We start from the raw sequence: 20,080 nt of genomic DNA on the forward strand, positions 1-20,080 counted from the left end.
GGTTCAGACAACAGGGACCGAGTCGATAAGCAGGTTGATCGCCTGGTCACTGTCGATGCCGGCCGCCTCGGCTTCAAAGCTCAGCAGAACCCGGTGACGCAGCACATCGTGGGCAATTGCCTGCACATCTTCCGGACTGACGAAATCACGGCCGGCCAGCCAGGCGTGGGCGCGGGCGCAGCGATCAAGGGCGATGGTGCCGCGCGGACTGGCACCCATTTCGAGCCATTCGGCCAACTGCGGGTTGTACTGGTCAGGGCGTCGGGTCGCCATCACCAGTTGGATGAGATATTCCTCCACCGCCTCGGCCATAAACAGGTCCAGTACCTCCCGGCGGGCGGCCAGAATGCTTTGCTGGGTGATGCGCTCGGCCATTTTCGGTTCGTCGCCGCGCGCTTCGCCGCGGGCCAGTTGCAGGATCTGACGCTCCAGCGCCGCGTCCGGGAAGCCGATCCGCACGTGCATCAGAAAGCGGTCAAGCTGTGCCTCAGGGAGCGGGTATGTGCCTTCCTGCTCGATCGGGTTCTGGGTCGCCATCACCATGAACAGCTCGGGCAAGGCGTAGGTCTGGCGACCGATGCTTACCTGACGCTCGGCCATTGCCTCAAGCAGCGCCGACTGGACCTTGGCCGGAGCACGGTTGATTTCGTCAGCCAGTACCAGGTGATGAAAAATTGGCCCTTGCTGGAAACTGAAGGTGGTGGTTTCCGGATGGTATACCTCGGTGCCGGTGATGTCGGCCGGCAGCAGATCCGGGGTGAACTGGATTCGATGGAAATCCGCTTCGATGCCTTCGGACAGGGCCTTGATCGCCTTGGTCTTGGCCAGACCGGGCGCGCCTTCGACCAGCACGTGGCCGCCGGCGAGCAGGCTGATCAGCATGCGATCGATCAGATGCTCCTGGCCGAAAATGTGCTGGCCCATAAAGGCCTTCAACTGCAGCAGGGATTCCCGATGGGTCATGTGTTATCCGTTGTCCTGGTTCACTGGCTGGCGTCAGTGTACGTCACTTTAACGAAATCCCTTTGGTCTAGACTATCCTCTGATCACAATTAATCCGGCGCAGCAGGTTTCGGCCCTCGGGCACCGATCTGCCAGACGCCGCAGATACACCCCGCGATTTGGGAGGTCGGCAAGATGGCGTTGATCATGGCCAGCTCCAAGCAGGCATTTATCGATTCATTGACCGAGCGTTTGCGTGCGCTCGTCGGCAAGGCCGACCGTGACAGCATCGGCCTGTTCTGCAACAACTTTTTCGGCATCGCCTCCCACGCCGAACTGGCCTCGCGTCAGGATCATGACCTGCTCGGCTGCACCCTCTCTGCCTGGCGCTTCCTGCAGAACCTGCCCGGGGGTGAGGTAAAGCTGCGCGTGTTCAACCCCGATACCCAGCAGCATGGCTGGCAGAGCACCCATACAGTGGTGGAAGTGGTGCACCGCGACCTGCCGTTTCTGGTTGACTCGGTGCGCATGGAGCTGAACCGTCAGGGCTATGCGATTCACAACCTCTATAACAGCATCATGACGGTGGTGCGCGACGAGGGCGGCAAGCTTGTTCAACTGCTGCCGGGCGGCAGCGAGGCCAAGGGCGGTCGTGCCGAGTCGGTGATGTATGTCGAGATCGACCGCGCGACCACCAACGCGGATTTGCGCACCTTGCAAGATGGCCTGCTCGAAGCGTTGAGCAACGTCCGGGCGACGGTAAAGGACTTTCCGGCCATGCGCGAGCGGATACTTGAGTTGATCGCCATGCTGGGCAGCCGCAAGCGCCAGTATTTCGCAAGGGAAGAGCGCACCGAGGCGGTGGCGTTTCTCGAGTGGCTGCTGGATGACCACTTCACCTTCCTGGGCTATGAGTGCTTCGCGATCAATGAGGGGTTGCCGCAACAGCAACTGGGTCTGCGCACCGGTGCGAGCCTGGGCGCTTTGGCATTAAATCCGCGGGACGAAAGTGTGCAGGATTTGCCGGAGCAGGTGATCCGTTACCTGCAGGCGCCGCTGCTGCTGTCGTTCGCCAAGGCATCGCAGCTCAGCCGGGTGCACAGACCGGCCTACCCGGACTATGTCTCGGTACGTGAGGTCGATTCGGACGGGCGGGTCGTCCAGGAGCACCGTTTCATGGGGCTCTATACTTCGCGGGTGTATTCGGCGCTGGTCGACAATATCCCTCACGTGCGCCGCAAGGTCGCGCATGTGCGTTCTGTCTCCGGGTTTCTGCCGCGCAGTCATCTGGCCAAGGAACTGGAGCAGGTGCTCCAGGTGCTGCCGCGCGATGACCTGTTTCAGATGTCGGTCGACGAACTGGCCCAAACCTCGCTCAATATCGTGCAGATGCAGGAGCGCAACCAGATACGCCTGTTCCTGCGGCGCGGCAATTATGGGCGCTTCTATTACGCCCTGGCGTTCGTGCCACGCGATGTCTACTCGACCGATATCCGCCTGAAGATTCAGACGGTGCTGATGGAGCGGCTGCAGGCGAGCGAAAGCGAGTTCTGGACCTATTTTTCCGAATCCATTCTGGCGCGTACCCAGTTTATTCTGCGCGTTGACCCGACCAAAAATCCGGATATCGACCCCGTGAAAATTGAACAGGAAGTGGTGCGCGCGTGCCGCAACTGGCAGGACGAGTTTCGTGACCGGCTGCTGGAAAGCATGGGTGAGGCTCGTGCCACTGACGTGCTGGCCCATCTCGGGGACGGCTTCCCGCCAGGCTACAGTGATCGTTTTACCCCGGCGACCGGTGTGGTCGACCTGCAAACGCTGCTGGAACTGACGCCCGAGTCGCCGCTGGCGATGAGCTTCTATCAGCCTCTGGCCCAGCAGCAGGGTATTCTGCACTGCAAGCTGTATCATCTAAGCGATTCTCTGCCGCTGTCGGACGTGATCCCGGTGCTTGAGAATCTGGGGCTGCGGGTGCTTGGCGAGTTTCCCTTTCGTATTACCCAGGCCGATGGCACCGCTTTCTGGATTCACGACTTCGAGTTTACCTTTGTTGGCGGGGCAACCCTGGACATCCAGGAAGCCAACGAACTGTTTCGCGATGCGTTCAAGGCCGTCTGGTCCGGTCAGGCAGAGAATGACGGGTTCAATCGCCTGGTATTGCTGGCGGGCCTGCCCTGGCGCGATGTGGCCCTGTTGCGTGCCTATGCCCGCTACTTGAAACAGATCCGCCTGGGCTTCGAACTGCCCTATATCGCCAGTACCCTGGTTGCCCATGCCGACATCGCACGTGAACTGGTGCGCCTGTTCCGCACCCGCTTTTACCTGGCCCGCAAGCTGAGTGCCGAGGACCTTGGCGAAATGCAGCAGAAGCTTGAGCGGGCCGTTCTTGGTGCGCTGGACGAGGTAGCAGTGCTGAATGAAGACCGTATCCTGCGCCGCTACCTGGACCTGATCAAGGCAACCCTGCGCACCAACTTCTACCAGCCGGACGCCAACGGCCAGAGCAAGGATTATCTCAGTCTCAAGTTTGATCCCTCGACGATTCCGGAGTTGCCGCTGCCCCGTCCGATGTTCGAAATATTTGTTTATTCGCCGCGGGTGGAAGGGGTTCACCTGCGTGGCGGCAAGGTCGCCCGCGGCGGGCTGCGCTGGTCGGATCGGGAGGAGGACTACCGTACCGAGGTGCTCGGGCTGGTCAAGGCGCAGCAGGTCAAGAATGCGGTCATCGTGCCGGTCGGAGCCAAGGGTGGATTCGTTCCGCGCCGGCTGCCTCCGGGTGGCACGCGCGACGAGGTCCAACAGGAGGCGATCGCCTGCTACCGGCTGTTCATTCAGGGTCTGCTGGACATTACGGACAACCTGGCCGAAGGCAAGGTGGTGCCGCCGCCCAACGTGGTTCGTCACGACGCCGATGATCCGTACCTGGTGGTGGCGGCAGACAAGGGCACGGCAACCTTCTCGGATATAGCCAACGAGATCGCCGCCGGCTACGGCTTCTGGCTCGGTGATGCCTTCGCCTCCGGCGGCTCGGCGGGCTATGACCACAAGAAAATGGGTATTACCGCCCGCGGTGCCTGGGTGTCGGTGCAGCGGCACTTCCGGGAACTGGGCATTAATGTGCAGACCGATCCGATCAGCGTAATCGGCATCGGAGATATGGCCGGCGACGTATTTGGCAACGGCCTGCTGCAGTCGCGCACGCTCAAGCTGGTGGCGGCATTCAATCACCAGCATATCTTTATCGACCCGGATCCGGAGCCCGAGCGCAGCTTTGCCGAACGTGAGCGGCTGTTCAGCCTGCCGCGCTCGAGTTGGGCAGACTATGATCGCGACCTGATTTCCGAGGGCGGCGGGGTATTTTCTCGCAGCCTCAAGCAGATCACCCTGACGCCGCAGATGCGTGAACGCTTTGCGATCAGTGCCGAACGGCTGACCCCGACCGAGTTGATTCAGCAACTGCTCAAGGCGCCGGTTGACCTGATCTGGAATGGCGGCATTGGTACCTATGTGAAAGCCAGCAGCGAGACCCACGCCGATGTCGGAGACAAGGCCAACGATGCGCTGCGGGTTAATGGTCGTGACCTGCGTTGCCGGGTCGTGGGTGAGGGCGGCAACCTGGGGCTGACCCAGTTGGGGCGAATCGAATACTGCCTCCATGGCGGCGCGCTCAACACCGACTTTATCGACAATGCCGGTGGCGTTGACTGCTCCGACCACGAGGTCAATATCAAGATTTTGCTGAACGAAGTGGTCGCCGCCCAGGACATGACCGCAAAACAGCGCAACAGGCTGCTGGCCAGCATGACCGACTCGGTAGCCGAACTGGTGCTGGGCAACAACTACAAGCAGACCCAGGCCATCAGCCTTGCTCAGCGCCAGGCCGCGCAGACCATGGGGGAATACCAGCGGTTCATCAGCGCGATGGAAGGCAGCGGCAAGCTCAATCGTGCTCTGGAGTTCCTGCCTGAGGACGATCAGCTGGCCGAGCGCAAGGCCAGCGGCAAGGGGCTGACCCGCGCCGAGCTATCGGTGCTGATCTCCTACTCCAAGGCGGATCTCAAGGAGGCGCTGGTTGCCTCAGACGTGCCCGAAGATTCCTACCTTGCGCGCGAGCTTGAAACCGCCTTCCCGCCGGTGCTGCTCAAATCCTGGCGCGACGCGCTGGGTCGCCATCGTCTGCGCCGCGAGATCGTCGCCACCCAGTTGGCCAATAATCTGGTCAACCATATGGGGATCACCTTTCTGCGACGGCTGGAACAGTCGACCGGTGCCGCTGCTGCCGATATCGCCCGGGCCTGGGTTGTTGCCCGCGACGTGTTCGAGCTGCAGACGCATTTTGCCGGTATCGAGGCGCTGGATTACCAGGTTGCGGCAGAGGTTCAGCTTGAGCTGATGGAAGAGCTGATGCGACTTGGTCGCCGGGCAAGCCGCTGGTTTATTCGCAATCGTCGCAGCGAGCTGTCACCCGAGCGCGAGGTAGCACATTTCGGACCTTGCGTGCGAACACTGGCAGAACGCTTCGATCAGTTGCTGGAAGGGGATGTGCGGCAGCTCTGGGATGATCGCTATCAGCACTACGTCGATGAAGGGGTGCCCGAAGCCATCGCTCGGGTGGTCGCTGGAACCGGCCATGCCTACACGCTGCTTGGCATTGTTGAAGCCGCCGATGCAACCGGGCAGAATGCCGAGCGCGTTGCGCAGGTATTTTTCGCGCTCGGCTCCCAGCTTCAGCTTCCCTGGTTCAGTCAACAGGTGGCCGGCTTGCAGGTGGATAACCACTGGCAGGCGCTGGCGCGTGAAAGCTATCGGGATGATCTCGACTGGCAGGCACGCAGCATGACCATTGCTGCCCTGCAGGGCGGCGATGCGTCAACGCCGGTGGAGGCTCTGGTGGCTGAATGGGTCGATCGCAATCAGTCGATGGTGCTGCGCTGGCAGGCCATGCTGGGCGAACTCAGGAGCGCCGGTGCCGGTGATTACCCCATAGTGGCAGTGGCGATGCGCGAGTTGCTGGATTTGGCCCAGCATGCCCGTCTCACCTCTCAGGACAATGAATGCAGCAACTGATAATCGATCTGGCGTTACCCGCCGAGCGCTACCTGGCCTGGTATCAGGGTCGCGCCGAGCGGGTGTTGATGTACAGCCGTGATGGCCGGCGTGTGAGTTTGCCGGCCCATCACCTGCGGCCCTTCCTGACCCATCAGGGGGTTTACGGCAGTTTTCTCATGCAATTTACCGATGACGGCAAATTGCTCAAGCTGGAGCGTCTGGCCGGCTGAGCCTGGGCGCCTGATTCAGGTATACTCTGCCGCCTGATTTTCTGCCCCTGGATGCCCGCCATGTACGATCTGCTTCGCTCGCTGATGTTCCGCCTGCCCGCGGAAACCTCCCACGACCTTGCACTGGACTTGATCGGCGCCGCCGGGCGGCTGCGACTGGCCGAGAAGCTGGTGCGCCCGGTACCGGCTCAACCGGTAGAGGTGATGGGGCTGACCTTTGACAACCCGGTCGGGCTGGCTGCCGGGCTGGACAAGAACGCGGTTGCCGTCGACGGCATGGCAGCAATGGGCTTCGGTTTTCTGGAGGTTGGTACCGTCACCCCGCGGCCGCAACCAGGCAACCCCAAGCCGCGCCTGTTCCGTCTGCCCGAGCAACTGGCAATCATCAACCGCTTCGGATTCAACAACGAAGGCGTTGACGCCATGCTGGAGCGTCTGTCCGGTGTGCGCTACCAGGGTGTGCTGGGCATCAATATCGGCAAGAACGCGGTGACGCCCGTCGAGAACGCCGTTGACGATTATCTCTACTGTCTGCGCAAGGTCTATGACCGTGCCAGTTACGTCACCGTCAACCTGTCGTCACCCAATACTCCCGGTCTGCGTACCTTGCAATACGGCGAGACCCTGAAGGTGTTGCTCGGACAGATCAAACAGTGCCAAAAGGTGCTGGCCGAGGAGCGTGGCCGTTATGTGCCGATTGCCATCAAGATTGCGCCGGACATGACCGCTGAAGAGGTGGCCCTGGTTGGTGCAACGCTACTGGCAGAGGGAATGGATGCCGTGATCGCGACCAACACCACGCTGGATCGCAGTGCGGTAGCCGATTCACCTTATGCCAGTGAGGCCGGTGGCTTGTCCGGTGCGCCGCTGACCGATATGTCGACCGAGGTAATCCGCCTGCTGGCCGCCGAGCTGAAAGGGCAGATGCCGATCATTGGCGTGGGCGGAATCTTCAGTGGTGCCGATGCAGCCGACAAGATCGCCGCCGGAGCCAGTCTGGTCCAGCTTTACAGCGGGTTTATCTATCGTGGGCCGGAATTGATTCGTGAGTGTGCGGATGCCATTGCGGCTATGCCCCGGTGAAAATGGAAGCCCCCGCAGAGCGGGGGCTGGGTGGGCCTTCCAGAGGCCCGGCGCTATGGGCAAGCGCCCTTGGGAAAGATGAGTTGACTGACTGGGAGTCTAGCCTACGGCATGCATCTCGTTGAGTCGGTGCACGCCGGAAATGCCGGTGAAGCCATCCCAACGGTCCGCGCGGCCTTCACGCCAACCATTGATCCAATTCTGTCTGGTAGAGGGATTGTTGAAAGGGCAGGTGTCTTGGGATTTGCCGCTCACTCCGTGCTGGTAACCACGCTGAAATGCTCGTTCCATCGGATCACGCTTGAGTCTTCTCATAGGGTAGCGTCCTCGTGTGGTATGACATTGTGGAACAGTCGAACCGTCGATCCGTTCCAAGGTAGCGCGTAGCCAGTGTTTGTCTACGCTACAGGGAAGCCGGTCGAAAAAGGTGTATTGGACCCGGCTTCTAATAGGGTCACCGCTCAAGTCATACCCTGTTGTACCCTATCGGTCGTCACCGCTACAAAGACCGATTTGGCATACCTGAGGCAGCTGGTTAGCTGTCACTGAAATATAAACGTCATCGTATTCCGGAAATCAACGACATGCGCGAGATCCTTGAATTTTTTGTTACCTGTCCGAAGGGTGTGGAGGGTCTGCTGCGCGATGAAGTGCTCGCATTGGGCGCCGATGCCGCCAAGGAAACCGTTGCCGGTGTCTCGGTGCAGGGCGATATCGAACTCGGTTACCGCCTGTGTCTGTGGTCGCGCCTGGGTAACCGGGTACTGCTGGTGCTCAAGCGCTTTTTGGCCGGCACGGCCGAGGACCTGTATGCCGGCGTGCAGCTCATCGACTGGCGCGATCACCTGGCGGTGGATGGCACCCTGGCGATTGACTTTACCGGCACTCTGGCGGGGGTAGACAACACGCACTTCGGCGCGCTCAAGGTCAAGGATGCGATTGTAGACCAGCTGCGTCGCCCTGACGGTACCCGTCCGGGGGTGGACAAGGTACGGCCGGATCTGCGTATCAACGTTCATTGCCACCGCGGCGAGGTTCAGCTGGCGCTGGACCTGTCTGGTGCCAGTCTGCACCAGCGCGGCTACCGCCTTCAGCAGGGCGCGGCGCCGCTCAAGGAGAACCTGGCGGCGGCCATTCTGATCCGTGCGGGCTGGCCGGCGCTGGCCGAGGCTGGCGGTGCACTGACCGATCCGATGTGCGGTTCGGGTACTTTTCTGGTGGAAGCGGCGTTGATGGCGGCCGATGTTGCCCCCAACCTGCAGCGCGAGCACTGGGGCTTCAGCCGCTGGCAGCAGCACGTACCTGTGCTCTGGCAAAAGGTGCTGGCCGATGCCCGCGAGCGTGCCGAGCGCGGGCTGGCGCGTCCGCCGCTGTGGATTCGCGGCTATGAGGCCGATCCCCGTCTGCTGCAGCCGGTTCGCAACAATATTCAACGTGCCGGCGTGGGGGAGTGGGTCAAGGTGTTCCAGGGTGAGCTGGCGACCTTCGCGCCAAACCCGGATCGCGGGCAGAAGGGTCTGGTGGTCTGCAACCCGCCCTATGGCGAGCGCCTGGGCACGACCGCAAGTCTGGTGTATCTCTACCAGAAGCTGGGTGAGGTGCTGCGTCAGCAGTGTCAGGGCTGGCAGGCGGCGATCTTTACCGGCAATGCGGATCTGGGCAAGCGCATGGGGATTCGCAGTCACAAGCAATACAACCTGTTTAATGGCGCGCTGCCGTGCAAGTTGTTGCTGATGGATCTGCAATCGGAACGCTTTGTCACCAAGGCAGCCGATACTCCGGCAGGTGCAGCGGCGCCGGTCGAAGCCGCCCGCCTCAGTGAGTCGGCGCAGATGTTTGCCAACCGGCTGAAAAAGAACCTCAAGAACCTCGGCAAGTGGGCGCGTCAGCAGGGCATCGAGTGCTACCGGGTCTACGATGCCGACATCCCGGAATTCGCCGTAGCGGTTGATCTGTATGGCGATCGGGTGCACGTGCAGGAATATGCGCCGCCGCAGTCGATTGATGAAGACAAGGCGCAGGCGCGCCTGCAGGATGTCATGGCGGCGCTGCCACAGGTGCTGGGTGTGCCACCCGAGCATATCGCCCTGAAGCAGCGCCAGCGTCAGTCCGGCAAGCAGCAGTATCAGCGCATGGCTCAGCAGGGAGAGTTTTTCGAGGTGCGTGAAGGACAGGTGCGTCTGCTGGTCAACCTGACCGACTATCTGGATACCGGGCTGTTCCTTGATCACCGCCCAATCCGTCTGCGTATCGCCGCCGAGGCCAAGGGCAAGCGTTTCCTCAACCTGTTCTGCTACACCGCAACCGCCACCGTGCATGCGGCAGCAGCCGGTGCCCGCTCAACCACCAGTGTGGATCTGTCCAATACCTATCTGGACTGGGCGCGGCGCAATCTGTCGCTCAATGGCCTGTCTGACCTGCACAAGCTGGTGCGCTCGGATGTGATGGCGTGGCTGGAGCAGGCAGGGGATCAGCAATTCGATCTGATCTTTATCGATCCGCCTACCTTCTCCAACTCGAAAAAGCTGGAAGGGGTATTTGACGTGCAGCGCGATCATGCGCGCTTGCTGGAGCTGGCGATGAAGCGCCTGGCGCCGGGCGGGGTACTGTATTTCTCCAATAACTTCCGGCGTTTCCGCATGGATCCGGCGGTGGAAGCTCGGTATCTGGTAACCGATATCTCGGCAGAGACGCTGGATCGCGATTTCCAGCGTAACAGCCGGATTCATCGGACCTGGAAATTCACTCATCGCCCCTGAGGGCGATGAGCTTTACCACTCTAGCGGCTGCTGGCGCTGGCGATGTCGGTCGGTGCCCGGCGGTAGACATCCTGCAGCACCAGATCCAGCGCCTGACCACTGGCGCCGGCGGCGGCGTGGTTGACGATGGCGGTCACCGCCCAGCTCTGGCCGTTGGCATCGCGGGTAATGCCGGCGATGGCCTTGACGTTACGAAGTGATCCGGTCTTGATGTGGGCCTGGCCGGCAACCGGCGTATTGCGCAGCCGGCGGCGCATGGTGCCGTCCATGGCGGCCAGCGGCATGGATGCGATGAACTCGGCGCTGTAGGGGCTTTGCCAGGCTTGCGCGAGCAGCTGTGCCATTTCGCGAGCGGTCATGCGTTCCATGCGTGAGAGGCCGGAGCCGTTTTCCATGACCAGCGTGTTGGCGCGAATCCCCTTGTCGTTCAGCCAGGCGTTGATGACCCGTACGGCGGCCTTGTGATCGTCACGGTCGGCAGCAATGCGATGTTCCCGGCCGATGGTCAGGAACAGCTGCCGCGCCATGGTGTTGTTACTCCATTTGTTGATGTCGCGGACCACTTCAACCAGGTCGGGCGAGGTGCTGCGCGAGACCAGGCGGGCGCTTGCCGGCGCACGACCGATCTGGTTGCCGCCGAGGATGCTGCCGCCCATTTCGGCCCACAGCGTGCGCAGGGTGCTGGCGGTGTAGGTGGTCGCGGTCAGGGCTGTCAGATAGCGCTGGGCCATGCACCCCTCGTGCAGGTTGCCGGTGAGGGTAATCACTGCCTCGTGGCCGCTGTCCTGAATGCTGTAGGCGACGTTGGGGGCCGGGCAACTGCGATTGGGCGCCGGCAGCAGGGCAATCTGGTTGACCACCTTGACCTCGGGGAGCGCCGGCTCAAGGTTGATACGCACGCCGCCGCGTTCGGCATAGCTGCTGAGCACAAATACCTTCAGGTTGGTCAGCAACGGATCGGGCTCGACCAGAAATGGACGGTTCTGGTTGCCGCTGTCATCAATGAACGGCGGAATGTCGGCAGGGAAGCGCATGTCGGCCGGTTGCAGGACCAGATCGCCGTTGATGGTGCGAATGCCCGCCGCCTTCAGATCACGCAGCATCAGCCACATGCGTTCCAGCGTCAGCTTGGGATCGCCACCACTGCGGAAAATCAGATCGCCCTGCAGGGTGCCATCGACGACCGGACCGTCTACCAGCAGGTCGCTGTTCCACTGATAGGTGGGCCCCAGCAGCTCCAGCGCAGCGTAGGTGGTTACCAGCTTCATGGTTGACGCCGGGTTGACTGGCTGGTCGGCATTGATGAACTGGGCCATGCCCTGGTTTTCAAGCGGTATGACGGCCAGTGACAGGGCATCGGACGGGATTTTGGCGGCTTGCAGGGCGCTGTTGACGCGGGCGGGAATGGTGCCGCTGTCGGCGGCCTGCAGCGGGGTGGCAATGAGGCTGATCGTGGGGATCAGGCAGAGCAGGGTGCGCGCGAAAAGGTTGGACATGGTATCCAGCTCCGTAGCCTGTGGGTTGCTGACGACAGAGCTGTCTGTTCGTCAGTTGCCGTTTTCTCGCATCATCACTTAAATAATGATTTGGGCCAAGAGGTTAAAGTAATTTGTTAGATCAACGGTCGGCCTGCTGCAATCCCAGCAGCCTGCGCCACAGCAGCCAGCTGAGTGGCAGCAGCAACAGACTGATCGCCAGGGACAGCCAGAGTCCGAGTGTGCGTAACCGATACGCCTCGGACAGCAGTTCGGCTTCGGGTATTAGCACGGCAAGGTAAACGTCCGGCGTTCCGAGGATGTTGATTCTCTGCTGCTGTATGACCCAGCGCTGGCCCTCCAGCTCCTTGATTGTCTGGCGCTCCTGCTCGTAGCCGTCCTGAGCCAGGGTCGCCAGCAGGGTGCTGCCCAGTTCATTAAATCTGCGGGGCTCCAGCGAGTTGCTGCCCTGGGTGGTGTGCAGCAGGCGGTTAGGGTCCTGATAGGCTACGACAACGCCATCGGAGGTATACAGAATGAGCTCTGATGAAGGTGTCATGCGTTGCTGGCGCAGGGCTTCTGAGAGCCTGTCCAGGGTCAGGTCGGCCCCCAGTACAGCAAGGTCATTGCTTGCTCGTGCCAGGGTGGTGCCGAATTCGCGGGTCGAGAAAAACAGGTAGGGCGTAGTGATAAGGCGCTGATTGGCCGCGCTGGCCGCGGCATACCAGGGGCGCTCGCGGGGGTCATAACCCTCATCCGGGGCCATGCGTGCCTCGATGATCTGCAGGTTTTCGTTCAGGAACAGGTAGCTGTTCTGCCGGGTGGCTGCTGAGCTGCCGATGTGCCAGGCCATCCAGCGGGCCTGTCGCGGCGCGCTGAAGCGTTGCAGGCTTAGCCGGTTTCCAAGCGGGCGCAACATCAGATAGTCGCCGCCTTGCCAGCCGATGTAGACGGAGTTGAGCTGCACGTTGTCGCTGAGTACCTGTGCCATCATCGGCAGGTAGTCCAGCCGTTCCGACAGGTTGGTGGTGGTCACCAGCTTGCTCAGGGCCATGATATTCAGCGCCTGCATGGGCGGATGATAGATGTTTTCAAGCTCGCCGCTGACCTGATCGACGATACGCTGGAAGAGGGCATCTCCATCGGTGCGAATCAGTTTGTCGAGCTGCTGGTAGTGAAACAGACTCAGGGAAATACCAAGGAGCAGCATGGGCAGCATGCCCAGCAGAAGGAAAATGGAATGTCGGCTGCGAGCGGTCCGTTTCGTATCTGGCATGCGAGTCCTTGGCTGCGTCCAATGCGGTGATGCAGCCAATATAGACTATTGCCGAGGGGCTGGCAGCCGGAACAGACGCCGGGCGTTCTCGCAGGTGTGTTGACTGAGTTGGTCCAGATGCTGCTGGCGGCAGCTGGCAACCATCTGTGCGACTTCCGGCAAAAACGCAGGCTCGTTGCGCCGGTTCTTCGGCTTGGGATCAAGGGTGCGGGGCAGTAGCCAGGGAGCATCGGTTTCCAGCAGCAGCCGGTTGTCGGGGATATCCCTGGCCAGCACCTGCAGGTCGGTTCCGCGGCGCTCGTCGCAAATCCAGCCGGTGATGCCGATATGCAGATCAAGGTCGAGGTAGGCGTACAGCGCCTTGCGGTCAGCGGTAAAGCAGTGCACCACGGCGCCGCTGAGCTGGTCGCGATAATCACGCAGAACGTCGATCAGCGTGTCGCTGGCTTCGCGTTCATGGAGAAAGACTGGCAGCCGGGTCTCCACGGCTACTGCGAGCTGCTCTTCCAGTGCGCGCAACTGGTCGGGGCGTGGTGAGAAGTCGCGGTTGTAATCGAGGCCGCATTCGCCAATGGCGCGAACGGCAGGCTTTTGGCTCAGTTCAAGTAACTGACGGCTGCTGTCTGCAGTCCAGTGACGCGCCTCGTGCGGATGCACGCCGGCGGTGGTGAAGAGGTGTTCAGGATGATCCGCGCACAGAGCAAGCAGGTGTTCTGCCTGCTCCAGCGAGGTCATGGTCAGCAACTGCTGGCTGACACCGGCCTGACGGGCCCGCTCCAGTACCGCGTCGCGGTCGCTGTCGAAGGCTTTGTCCGTCAGGTTGACGCCGATGTCGACCCATTCCATCTGCAGTGCGTCCCTCAGGCCTTGCGCGGGCCTTTGGGCTTGCCGGCGAACTCACGGCGAGGCGGCTTGCCTCGGGGCGCGCGGTCACGTGGCGGCAATTCACCTTCAGGCAGCGGCCAGGCCTTGATCTGCAAGGTCACGCCGTTGATTTCGGCGCCGGCCAGGCGGTTCAGTACCGACTGGTCGAGCGTCGGCAGGAACACACCAGTGTGCTCGTTGAACAGCTTGATGTGGCCGATCTGCTGACGCTGCAGGCCTCCTACCTTGACCAGCACGTCGACCAGCGGCTTGGGCATCAGGCCGGTCTTGCGACCGCCTTGAACCTTGTAGCGGGTCAGGCCGGCGTCGCGGTCAAACTCTTCGCGCTCTCGGCGCGGCGGCGCGCTCGGCAGGTCGGCAACCGGCTCCAGCAGGGCCTTGGCGCTCGGCAGCAGGGTCAGCAGCGCGGCGGCCAGTTCGGTGGCATCCAGGCTAGTGAGTTCCTGCAGATCGCTGACCAGCTGCTGATGCAGTGCGGTGGCGTTCTCGCGGGCGTCGTTCAGACGTGATGCCAGCTTGTTCAGGCGACCACTGCGTACCGCATCGGCAGTCGGCAGGGCCTGCGGCTCGATTTTCTGGCCGGTAGCGCGCTCGAGTACGTGCAGCAGACGACGCTCGCGCGGGGTTGCGAACAGAATCGCCGTGCCCTGACGACCGGCGCGACCGGTACGACCGATACGGTGTACATAGCTTTCGCTGTCGTGCGGCAGGTCGTAGTTGAGCACGTGGGTGATGCGCTCGACGTCCAGTCCGCGGGCTGCCACGTCGGTAGCCACGACGATGTCGAGCAGGCCGCGCTTGAGGCGATCAACCACTTGCTCGCGCAGCTGCTGGGTCAGGTCGCCGTTCAGTGCCGCCGCAGCAAAGCCACGCGCTTCAAGGCGCTCGGCCAGCTCAAGACTGGCGGTCTTGGTGCGCACGAAGACAATCATGGCTTCAACCGGCTCGACTTCGAGCAGGCGGGTCATGGCGTCCAGTTTGTGGTGGTTGGAGACTTCCCAGACTTTCTGGGTAATGGTCTCGAGACTGCTGCTGGCGCCGCTGTGCAGGCGGATTTCGGCAGGCTCTTTCATGTGGTTGCGCGCGACATTGCGCACACCCGGCGGCATGGTTGCGGAGAACAGTGCCTTCTGGGTGGTGTCTGGAACCGCTTCAAAGACCGCTTCCAGATCGTCGGCGAAGCCCATCTTGAGCATTTCGTCGGCTTCGTCGAGTGCCAGATAGCGCAGCTCCTGCAACTTCAGGCTGCCGCGGCGCAGGTGATCGGTCAGTCGGCCCGGCGTGGCGACAACAACATGCGCGCCGCGCTCAAGTGCCTTGAACTGGGGGGCGAAAGCCGAGCCGCCATACAGGGCGAGCACGGTAAAGCCGCGCATGTTCTGGGCGTAGCGCTGGAACGCCTCTGCAACTTGCAGAGCGAGCTCGCGGGTCGGGGTCAGAATCAGCGCCTGAGTGGCGCGCAGGCTGACATCAATGCCAGCGAGTACGGGCAGCGCGAAGGCTGCAGTCTTGCCGGTACCGGTCTGTGCCAGACCGAGCAGATCCTTGCCGGCCAGAAGCGTCGGGATGGCTTCAGCCTGGATAGGGGAGGGAGTTTCGTAGCCAAGGCTGTTGAGAGCCTCGAGGAGATGAGCGGGCAGGCCGAGATCGGCAAATTGCCGGGCCGGAGCGGTTTCGGACATACGGGAAGTGAACCTTAGGGAAGAGATAGCCGCGTAGTATACGCGCTTTATGGAAAAATTGCCCGTGCCATTTGTCTGACCTGTTCAGCGGCGGCACAAGATGTCAGGCTTGGAGGCCAACTGACAGGATCAAGGAGTACCGAATGGGACGTCTCGTTGAAGGCCAGTGGGTCGATCAGTGGTATGACACCGACAGTAACGGCGGCGCCTTCAAGCGCGAGGATGCCGGGTTTCGCGAGTGGGTTGCTGCCGATACGCGCTTTGCGCCGGATTCAGGCCGCTACCATCTCTATGTTTCGCTGGCATGTCCGTGGGCGCATCGCACGCTGATCATGCGGCGGCTGAAGGGGCTCGAGGAACATATCGGTGTCACAGTCGTGCATCCGCACATGCTGGAGCAGGGCTGGGAGTTTGCCGAGCCCGAGCCGCTCTACGGTTATCGCTGCATGCACCAGCTGTATACCCATGCCCGGGTGAACTACACCGGGCGCGTGACCGTTCCGGTGCTCTGGGATAGGCGTGAGGAGACAATCGTCAACAACGAGTCCGCCGAGATTATCCGTATCTTCAACAGCGCGTTTGATGCGCTGACCGGTAACCGTGACGACTATTATCCGGCAGCGCTTCAGGACGAGATCGAGCGGATCAACGAGCGGGTCTACAGTGAGATCAACAACGGGGTCTACAAGGCCGGGTTTGCGACTGACCAGGAAGTCTATGAACAGGCCTGTCGTGAGCTGTTTTCCGCGCTTGACTGGCTGGAGGCGCTGCTTGGCGAGCGCCGTTATCTGGCCGGCAGCCGACTGACCCTGGCCGACTGGCGACTGTTCACCACGCTGGTGCGCTTTGATCCGGTCTATCACGGGCACTTCAAGTGCAATCTGCGACGGATTGAGGACTACCCGAATCTGCTGGGGTATCTGCGTGAGCTGTATCAGTATCCGGGGATTGCGGACACGGTGGATTTCAGTCATATCAAGCAGCATTACTACTACAGTCACCCGACCATCAATCCCAACCGGATTGTCGCGCTGGGCATGGGGCCGGATCTGCTTGCGCCCCACCAACGTGACGGGTTGACCGCCGATACATCGCAGCAGGGACGTTAACGTGAGCGAGATGCAACATCTGATTACCCCGGCACTGATTTTCTCCGGGGTGGCGCTGGTAAGCCTGGTTTGCCAGCTTGGTGCCTGGCGCCTGCGCCTGCCGGCGATTCTGTTTCTGCTGTTGGCGGGTATCCTGCTTGGGCCGGTCGCAGGGCTGTTGTCGCCCGATGACTTCCTTGGTGAGCTGCTGTTTCCGCTGGTGTCGCTGTGTGTCGCCCTGATCCTGTTTGAAGGCAGCCTGACCCTGAAGTTCGAACAGCTCAAGGAAACCGGTACCGTGGTGCGCAGGCTGGTTACTCTGGGTGCGCTGGTGACCTGGGGGGTGATCAGTGTTGCCTGCCACTGGCTGATTGGTCTGGATCCCGGTCTGTCTGCGTTGTTCGGTGCGCTTGTGGTGGTAACCGGGCCAACGGTGATTGTGCCGATGCTGCGTACCCTGCGTGCAACCCAGCGAATCTCGCGTGTGTTGCGTTGGGAAGGCATCCTGATTGATCCGATCGGTGCGCTGCTGGCGGTACTGGTCTACGAATGGATTGCTGCCCAGAGCGCGGGTGACAGCGGCTTGCTGGCCGGTTCGCTGATCTTCTTCAAGGTAGTGTGCTACGGTACGGTCGCCGGGGTGGCTGGTGGTGCGCTGATGGCGACCGCCATGCGTCGGCGCTGGATTCCCGAATACCTTGAGGTGCTGGCCTCGCTGACTCTGGTGCTGGTGACCTTCACGCTGGCCAACGAGCTGGCCCATGAATCCGGTTTGCTGGCTGTGACGGTGATGGGCATCTGGCTGGCCAATGCTCGCGGTGTGGATATTGAAGAGATCCTGGTGTTCAAGGAGCACCTGTCGGTGCTGCTGATTTCCGGGCTGTTTATCCTGCTGGCGGCGCGACTGGATCTGGATGCACTGCTTGCCCTGGGCCTGCCGGCGCTGGCCCTGCTGCTGGTGATCCAGTTCGTTGCAAGGCCGCTGGCGGTCTGGATAAGCAGTCTGGGCAGCGAGCTTAATTGGCGAGAGCGGGCGTTGATTGCCTGGATCGGCCCGCGCGGGATTGTCGCCGCGGCGGTCTCGGCACTGTTTGCCCTGCGTCTGGAGCAGGCCGGTTATGAGGACGCGGCGCTGGTCAGTGCGCTGACCTTTGCCGTGATTATCGGCACGGTAGTGTTTCAGAGCGCGACCGCGCGCACCGTTGCGCGCCTGCTCGGGGTTACCGAGCCTGAGCGTCGCGGGGTACTCATGATCGGTGCCAATGCGGTAGCTCGGGCACTGGGTGAGGTATTGCAGAAGCTGGAAGTGCCGCTGCTGGTGGTCGACACCCATTGGGAGTCGATCAGCCAGGCACGGATGAAGGGACTGCGCACCCTGCGCGGTAATCCCCTGTCGGCACAGGTCGACAGCATCCTTGATCTGACCGGACTGGGTACCCTGCTGACCATGACGCCGGAGCGCGAACGCAACGCGCTGCTGAATCAGCATTTTCGTCGCGACTTTGCAGCCCACCGTATCTACACCGTACGCAATGAGCGCAGCGGTGCCAGTGAGCGCCTGCAGATATCGTCAAGGCACGAGGGCGCGCCGCTCGGCCCCGAGGGGCTGACCTTCAGCAAGCTCTCCAGTCTGGTCAGTCAGGGCGCGCGCTTCAAGGCAACGACGCTCACCGAGGACTTCGGTTTCAGTCAGTGGCAGCAGGAGGCGGGTAAGGGGCGTATCGCTTTGCTGGCCCTGACGCCTGAGCGCAGGGTACGGGTGTTCTCGCCGGCTCAGCCGTTCGAGCCGGCAGCGGACTGGACGCTGATTTACCTGGAGACCGAGCCCGAGTCTGCGGCTCGTCGCAACGCAGAAAAGGGAGAAAAGACAGAAAAGGGTGATAGCGGGGAGGCGCAGGCAAGCGAGTAGGCAGGCATCGACAGAAGCCCGCGCCTGCACCGAAAATAACCGGTAACACGCGTGCATAGTCGCCGCCAAACCCCGATACAGGACATCATGGATACCAACGTAATTACGCCGGAAGGTCATGCTGCGCTTAAAGAGGAGCTGGATACTCTGTGGCGCAGGGAACGTCCGGAGGTCACCCGACTGGTGCAGTGGGCTGCCAGTCTGGGAGACCGTTCCGAGAACGCCGATTATCAGTACAACAAGAAACGGCTGCGCGAAATCGACCGGCGGGTACGGTTTCTGCGCAATCGTCTCGACAAGCTTCGGGTGGTTGAATACAGCCCGGTGCAGGAGGGGCGTGCCTTCTTCGGTGCCTGGATTGAACTGGTTGATGAGGATGACAACACCCTGCGTTTCAGAATTGTTGGCCCTGACGAAATCTATGGCCGCAAGGACTATGTGTCGGTCAACGCGCCGATCGTCAGGGCGTGTCTTGGCAAGGTGGTTGGCGATGAAGTGGTTGTGCGCACGCCGGAATCCGAAAAAAGCTGGGAGATCACGGATATTTGCTACCAGCCTGAGTGCCGCTAGCGTGCAGCCGGGTTACTGCAGGGTAGTGCGCAGCCGGCGTAACGCCGCATAGAAGAACACCAGCCCGATGGCAGCCAGGGCCAGCAGTTGCGGCCAGATAATGCCGATGCCGGCGCCTCTGAGCAGAACGCCCTGTGCCAGTTGAACAAAGTGCGTGGTCGGAGCCAGCGACATGATGGTCTGCACCACGACCGGCATGCTCTCGCGCGGCGTTACCGCTCCGGAGAGGATTTCCAGCGGGATCAGCACCAGAATGATCAGCAGCCCGAGCTGCGGCATGGAGCGCGCCACGGTACCAAGGAAAATCCCCATCGATGTGGTTGCAAAAAGGTGCAGCGCGGTGCCGGCCAGAAACAGGCTGACTGCGCCCTGAATGGGTACGCCCAGCCAGTCCTGTACCACCAGACGCAGCGACAGTGCGCAGGCGATCAGTACCACCAGGCCCATGGCCCATACCTTTGCCAGCATGATTTCCAGCGGCGTCACCGGCATGACCAACAGATGTTCGATGGTGCCGTGTTCGCGCTCACGAATCAGCGCCGCCCCCGTGAGGATGATCGACAGCATCGTAATCTGGTTGATGACTTCGCTTATCGAACCGAACCAGCTGGCCTCCAGGTTCGGGTTGTAGGCCATGCGTACCACCGCTTCCAGAGGCAGGGCTGCCGCGCCGCTATAGCCCTGCACGAAGGCGGTGGTTTCATTCTGGATGATCTGCTGAATGTGGCCGGCGCCACTGAACGCCTGGCTGATCTGGGTGGCATCGACATTGAGCTGGATCGTCGGTTGCTGTCCGGCCAGCAGGTCACGCTGAAAGTCCGGAGGAATGTTCAGGGTGAAGGTGTAGAGTCCGCTGTCCATGCCCCGATCCATCTGGCGGTGGTTGATCAGGGTCGGGGGCATGAAGTAGGGCAGCTGGAAAGCGTCGATCAGCCGGCTGGAAACCTGCGAGCGATCCTCGTCTACCACCGCTATGGTTGCCCGGTTTGGCGTTTCCGGCATCGCCGTGGCGGAGGAGTAGATGGCCATGCTGAATGCGTAGATGATCAGTATGACCATCGCCGGGTCCCGGGCGAGGCTGCGCAGCTCCTTTACTCCCAGCTGCAGTACGTTACTCAACGCTCGGTGCATG

At 61.6% G+C, this 20,080-nt stretch carries 14 protein-coding genes; 7 read left to right on the top strand and 7 right to left on the bottom strand.

The window, feature by feature from the left end; translation table 11 throughout:
* Window positions 1–3 precede the first annotated feature (3 nt).
* On the bottom strand, window positions 4–963 hold the full coding sequence (locus tag B7O88_RS04720; RefSeq protein WP_088274064.1) for an AAA family ATPase: 960 nt from the start codon (window positions 961–963) through the stop codon (window positions 4–6).
* A gap of 174 nt (window positions 964–1,137) precedes the next feature.
* Between B7O88_RS04720 and B7O88_RS04725 the strand changes: the two genes are divergently transcribed.
* From B7O88_RS04725 to B7O88_RS04735, 3 genes are read left to right on the top strand one after another with little or no spacing between them, the layout of a single operon-like run.
* Complete coding sequence (locus B7O88_RS04725) at window positions 1,138–6,009, top strand: NAD-glutamate dehydrogenase (protein WP_088274065.1); 4,872 nt, start codon at window positions 1,138–1,140, stop codon at window positions 6,007–6,009.
* Window positions 5,997–6,221 carry a DUF2835 domain-containing protein gene (locus B7O88_RS04730; protein WP_088274066.1) on the top strand — a complete coding sequence of 75 codons (225 nt, stop codon included), beginning with the start codon at window positions 5,997–5,999 and terminating at the stop codon, window positions 6,219–6,221. Before B7O88_RS04725 ends, B7O88_RS04730 begins: the two co-directional genes overlap by 13 nt.
* A 60-nt stretch (window positions 6,222–6,281) precedes the next feature.
* A complete protein-coding gene (locus tag B7O88_RS04735; RefSeq protein WP_088274067.1) occupies window positions 6,282–7,304 on the top strand; it encodes a quinone-dependent dihydroorotate dehydrogenase in 1,023 nt (340 codons plus the stop codon).
* Window positions 7,305–7,403: 99 nt separating this feature from the next.
* On the opposite strand, the gene rmf is transcribed toward B7O88_RS04735, so the two are convergent.
* The gene (rmf, locus tag B7O88_RS04740; RefSeq protein ID WP_088274068.1) at window positions 7,404–7,619 is read right to left on the bottom strand and encodes a ribosome modulation factor; all 216 of its coding nucleotides are present in this window, start codon (window positions 7,617–7,619) and stop codon (window positions 7,404–7,406) included.
* Window positions 7,620–7,888: 269 nt separating this feature from the next.
* Here rmf and rlmKL point away from each other — a divergent pair, with 269 nt between their 5' ends.
* Window positions 7,889–10,063, top strand: coding sequence for a bifunctional 23S rRNA (guanine(2069)-N(7))-methyltransferase RlmK/23S rRNA (guanine(2445)-N(2))-methyltransferase RlmL (gene rlmKL / locus B7O88_RS04745; RefSeq protein WP_088274069.1), 2,175 nt, complete (start codon window positions 7,889–7,891; stop codon window positions 10,061–10,063).
* A 20-nt stretch (window positions 10,064–10,083) separates the two neighbouring features.
* Here rlmKL and dacB read toward each other — a convergent pair whose 3' ends face one another.
* From dacB to B7O88_RS04765, 4 genes are all read right to left on the bottom strand, one after another.
* Complete coding sequence (gene dacB, locus B7O88_RS04750) at window positions 10,084–11,559, bottom strand: D-alanyl-D-alanine carboxypeptidase/D-alanyl-D-alanine endopeptidase (protein ID WP_088274070.1); 1,476 nt, start codon at window positions 11,557–11,559, stop codon at window positions 10,084–10,086.
* 121 nt (window positions 11,560–11,680) lie between these two features.
* Entirely contained in the window at window positions 11,681–12,814 is a 1,134-nt protein-coding gene (locus tag B7O88_RS04755) for a PDC sensor domain-containing protein (protein WP_088274071.1), read from the bottom strand.
* Between the two features lie 45 nt (window positions 12,815–12,859).
* Complete coding sequence (locus B7O88_RS04760) at window positions 12,860–13,660, bottom strand: TatD family hydrolase (protein WP_088274072.1); 801 nt, start codon at window positions 13,658–13,660, stop codon at window positions 12,860–12,862.
* A 14-nt stretch (window positions 13,661–13,674) separates the two neighbouring features.
* A complete protein-coding gene (locus B7O88_RS04765; RefSeq protein WP_088274073.1) occupies window positions 13,675–15,381 on the bottom strand; it encodes a DEAD/DEAH box helicase in 1,707 nt (568 codons plus the stop codon).
* Between the two features lie 143 nt (window positions 15,382–15,524).
* On the opposite strand from B7O88_RS04765, the gene B7O88_RS04770 reads away from it, so the two are divergent.
* The 3 genes from B7O88_RS04770 (at window position 15,525) to greB (ending at window position 18,948) form a co-directional block, all read left to right on the top strand.
* On the top strand, window positions 15,525–16,490 hold the full coding sequence (locus tag B7O88_RS04770; RefSeq protein ID WP_088274074.1) for a glutathione S-transferase family protein: 966 nt from the start codon (window positions 15,525–15,527) through the stop codon (window positions 16,488–16,490).
* A 1-nt stretch (window position 16,491) separates the two neighbouring features.
* The gene (locus B7O88_RS04775) at window positions 16,492–18,378 is read left to right on the top strand and encodes a cation:proton antiporter (RefSeq protein WP_412779058.1); all 1,887 of its coding nucleotides are present in this window, start codon (window positions 16,492–16,494) and stop codon (window positions 18,376–18,378) included.
* Between the two features lie 87 nt (window positions 18,379–18,465).
* On the top strand, window positions 18,466–18,948 hold the full coding sequence (gene greB, locus B7O88_RS04780) for a transcription elongation factor GreB (RefSeq protein ID WP_088274075.1): 483 nt from the start codon (window positions 18,466–18,468) through the stop codon (window positions 18,946–18,948).
* Between the two features lie 12 nt (window positions 18,949–18,960).
* Here the strand turns inward: greB and B7O88_RS04785 are convergent, their stop codons facing one another.
* A complete protein-coding gene (locus B7O88_RS04785) occupies window positions 18,961–20,079 on the bottom strand; it encodes an ABC transporter permease (RefSeq protein WP_088274076.1) in 1,119 nt (372 codons plus the stop codon).
* Window position 20,080: the final 1 nt, after the last annotated feature.

It is taken from the genome of Halopseudomonas aestusnigri (assembly GCF_002197985.1).
In the GTDB taxonomy this organism is placed as follows: domain Bacteria; phylum Pseudomonadota; class Gammaproteobacteria; order Pseudomonadales; family Pseudomonadaceae; genus Halopseudomonas; species Halopseudomonas aestusnigri.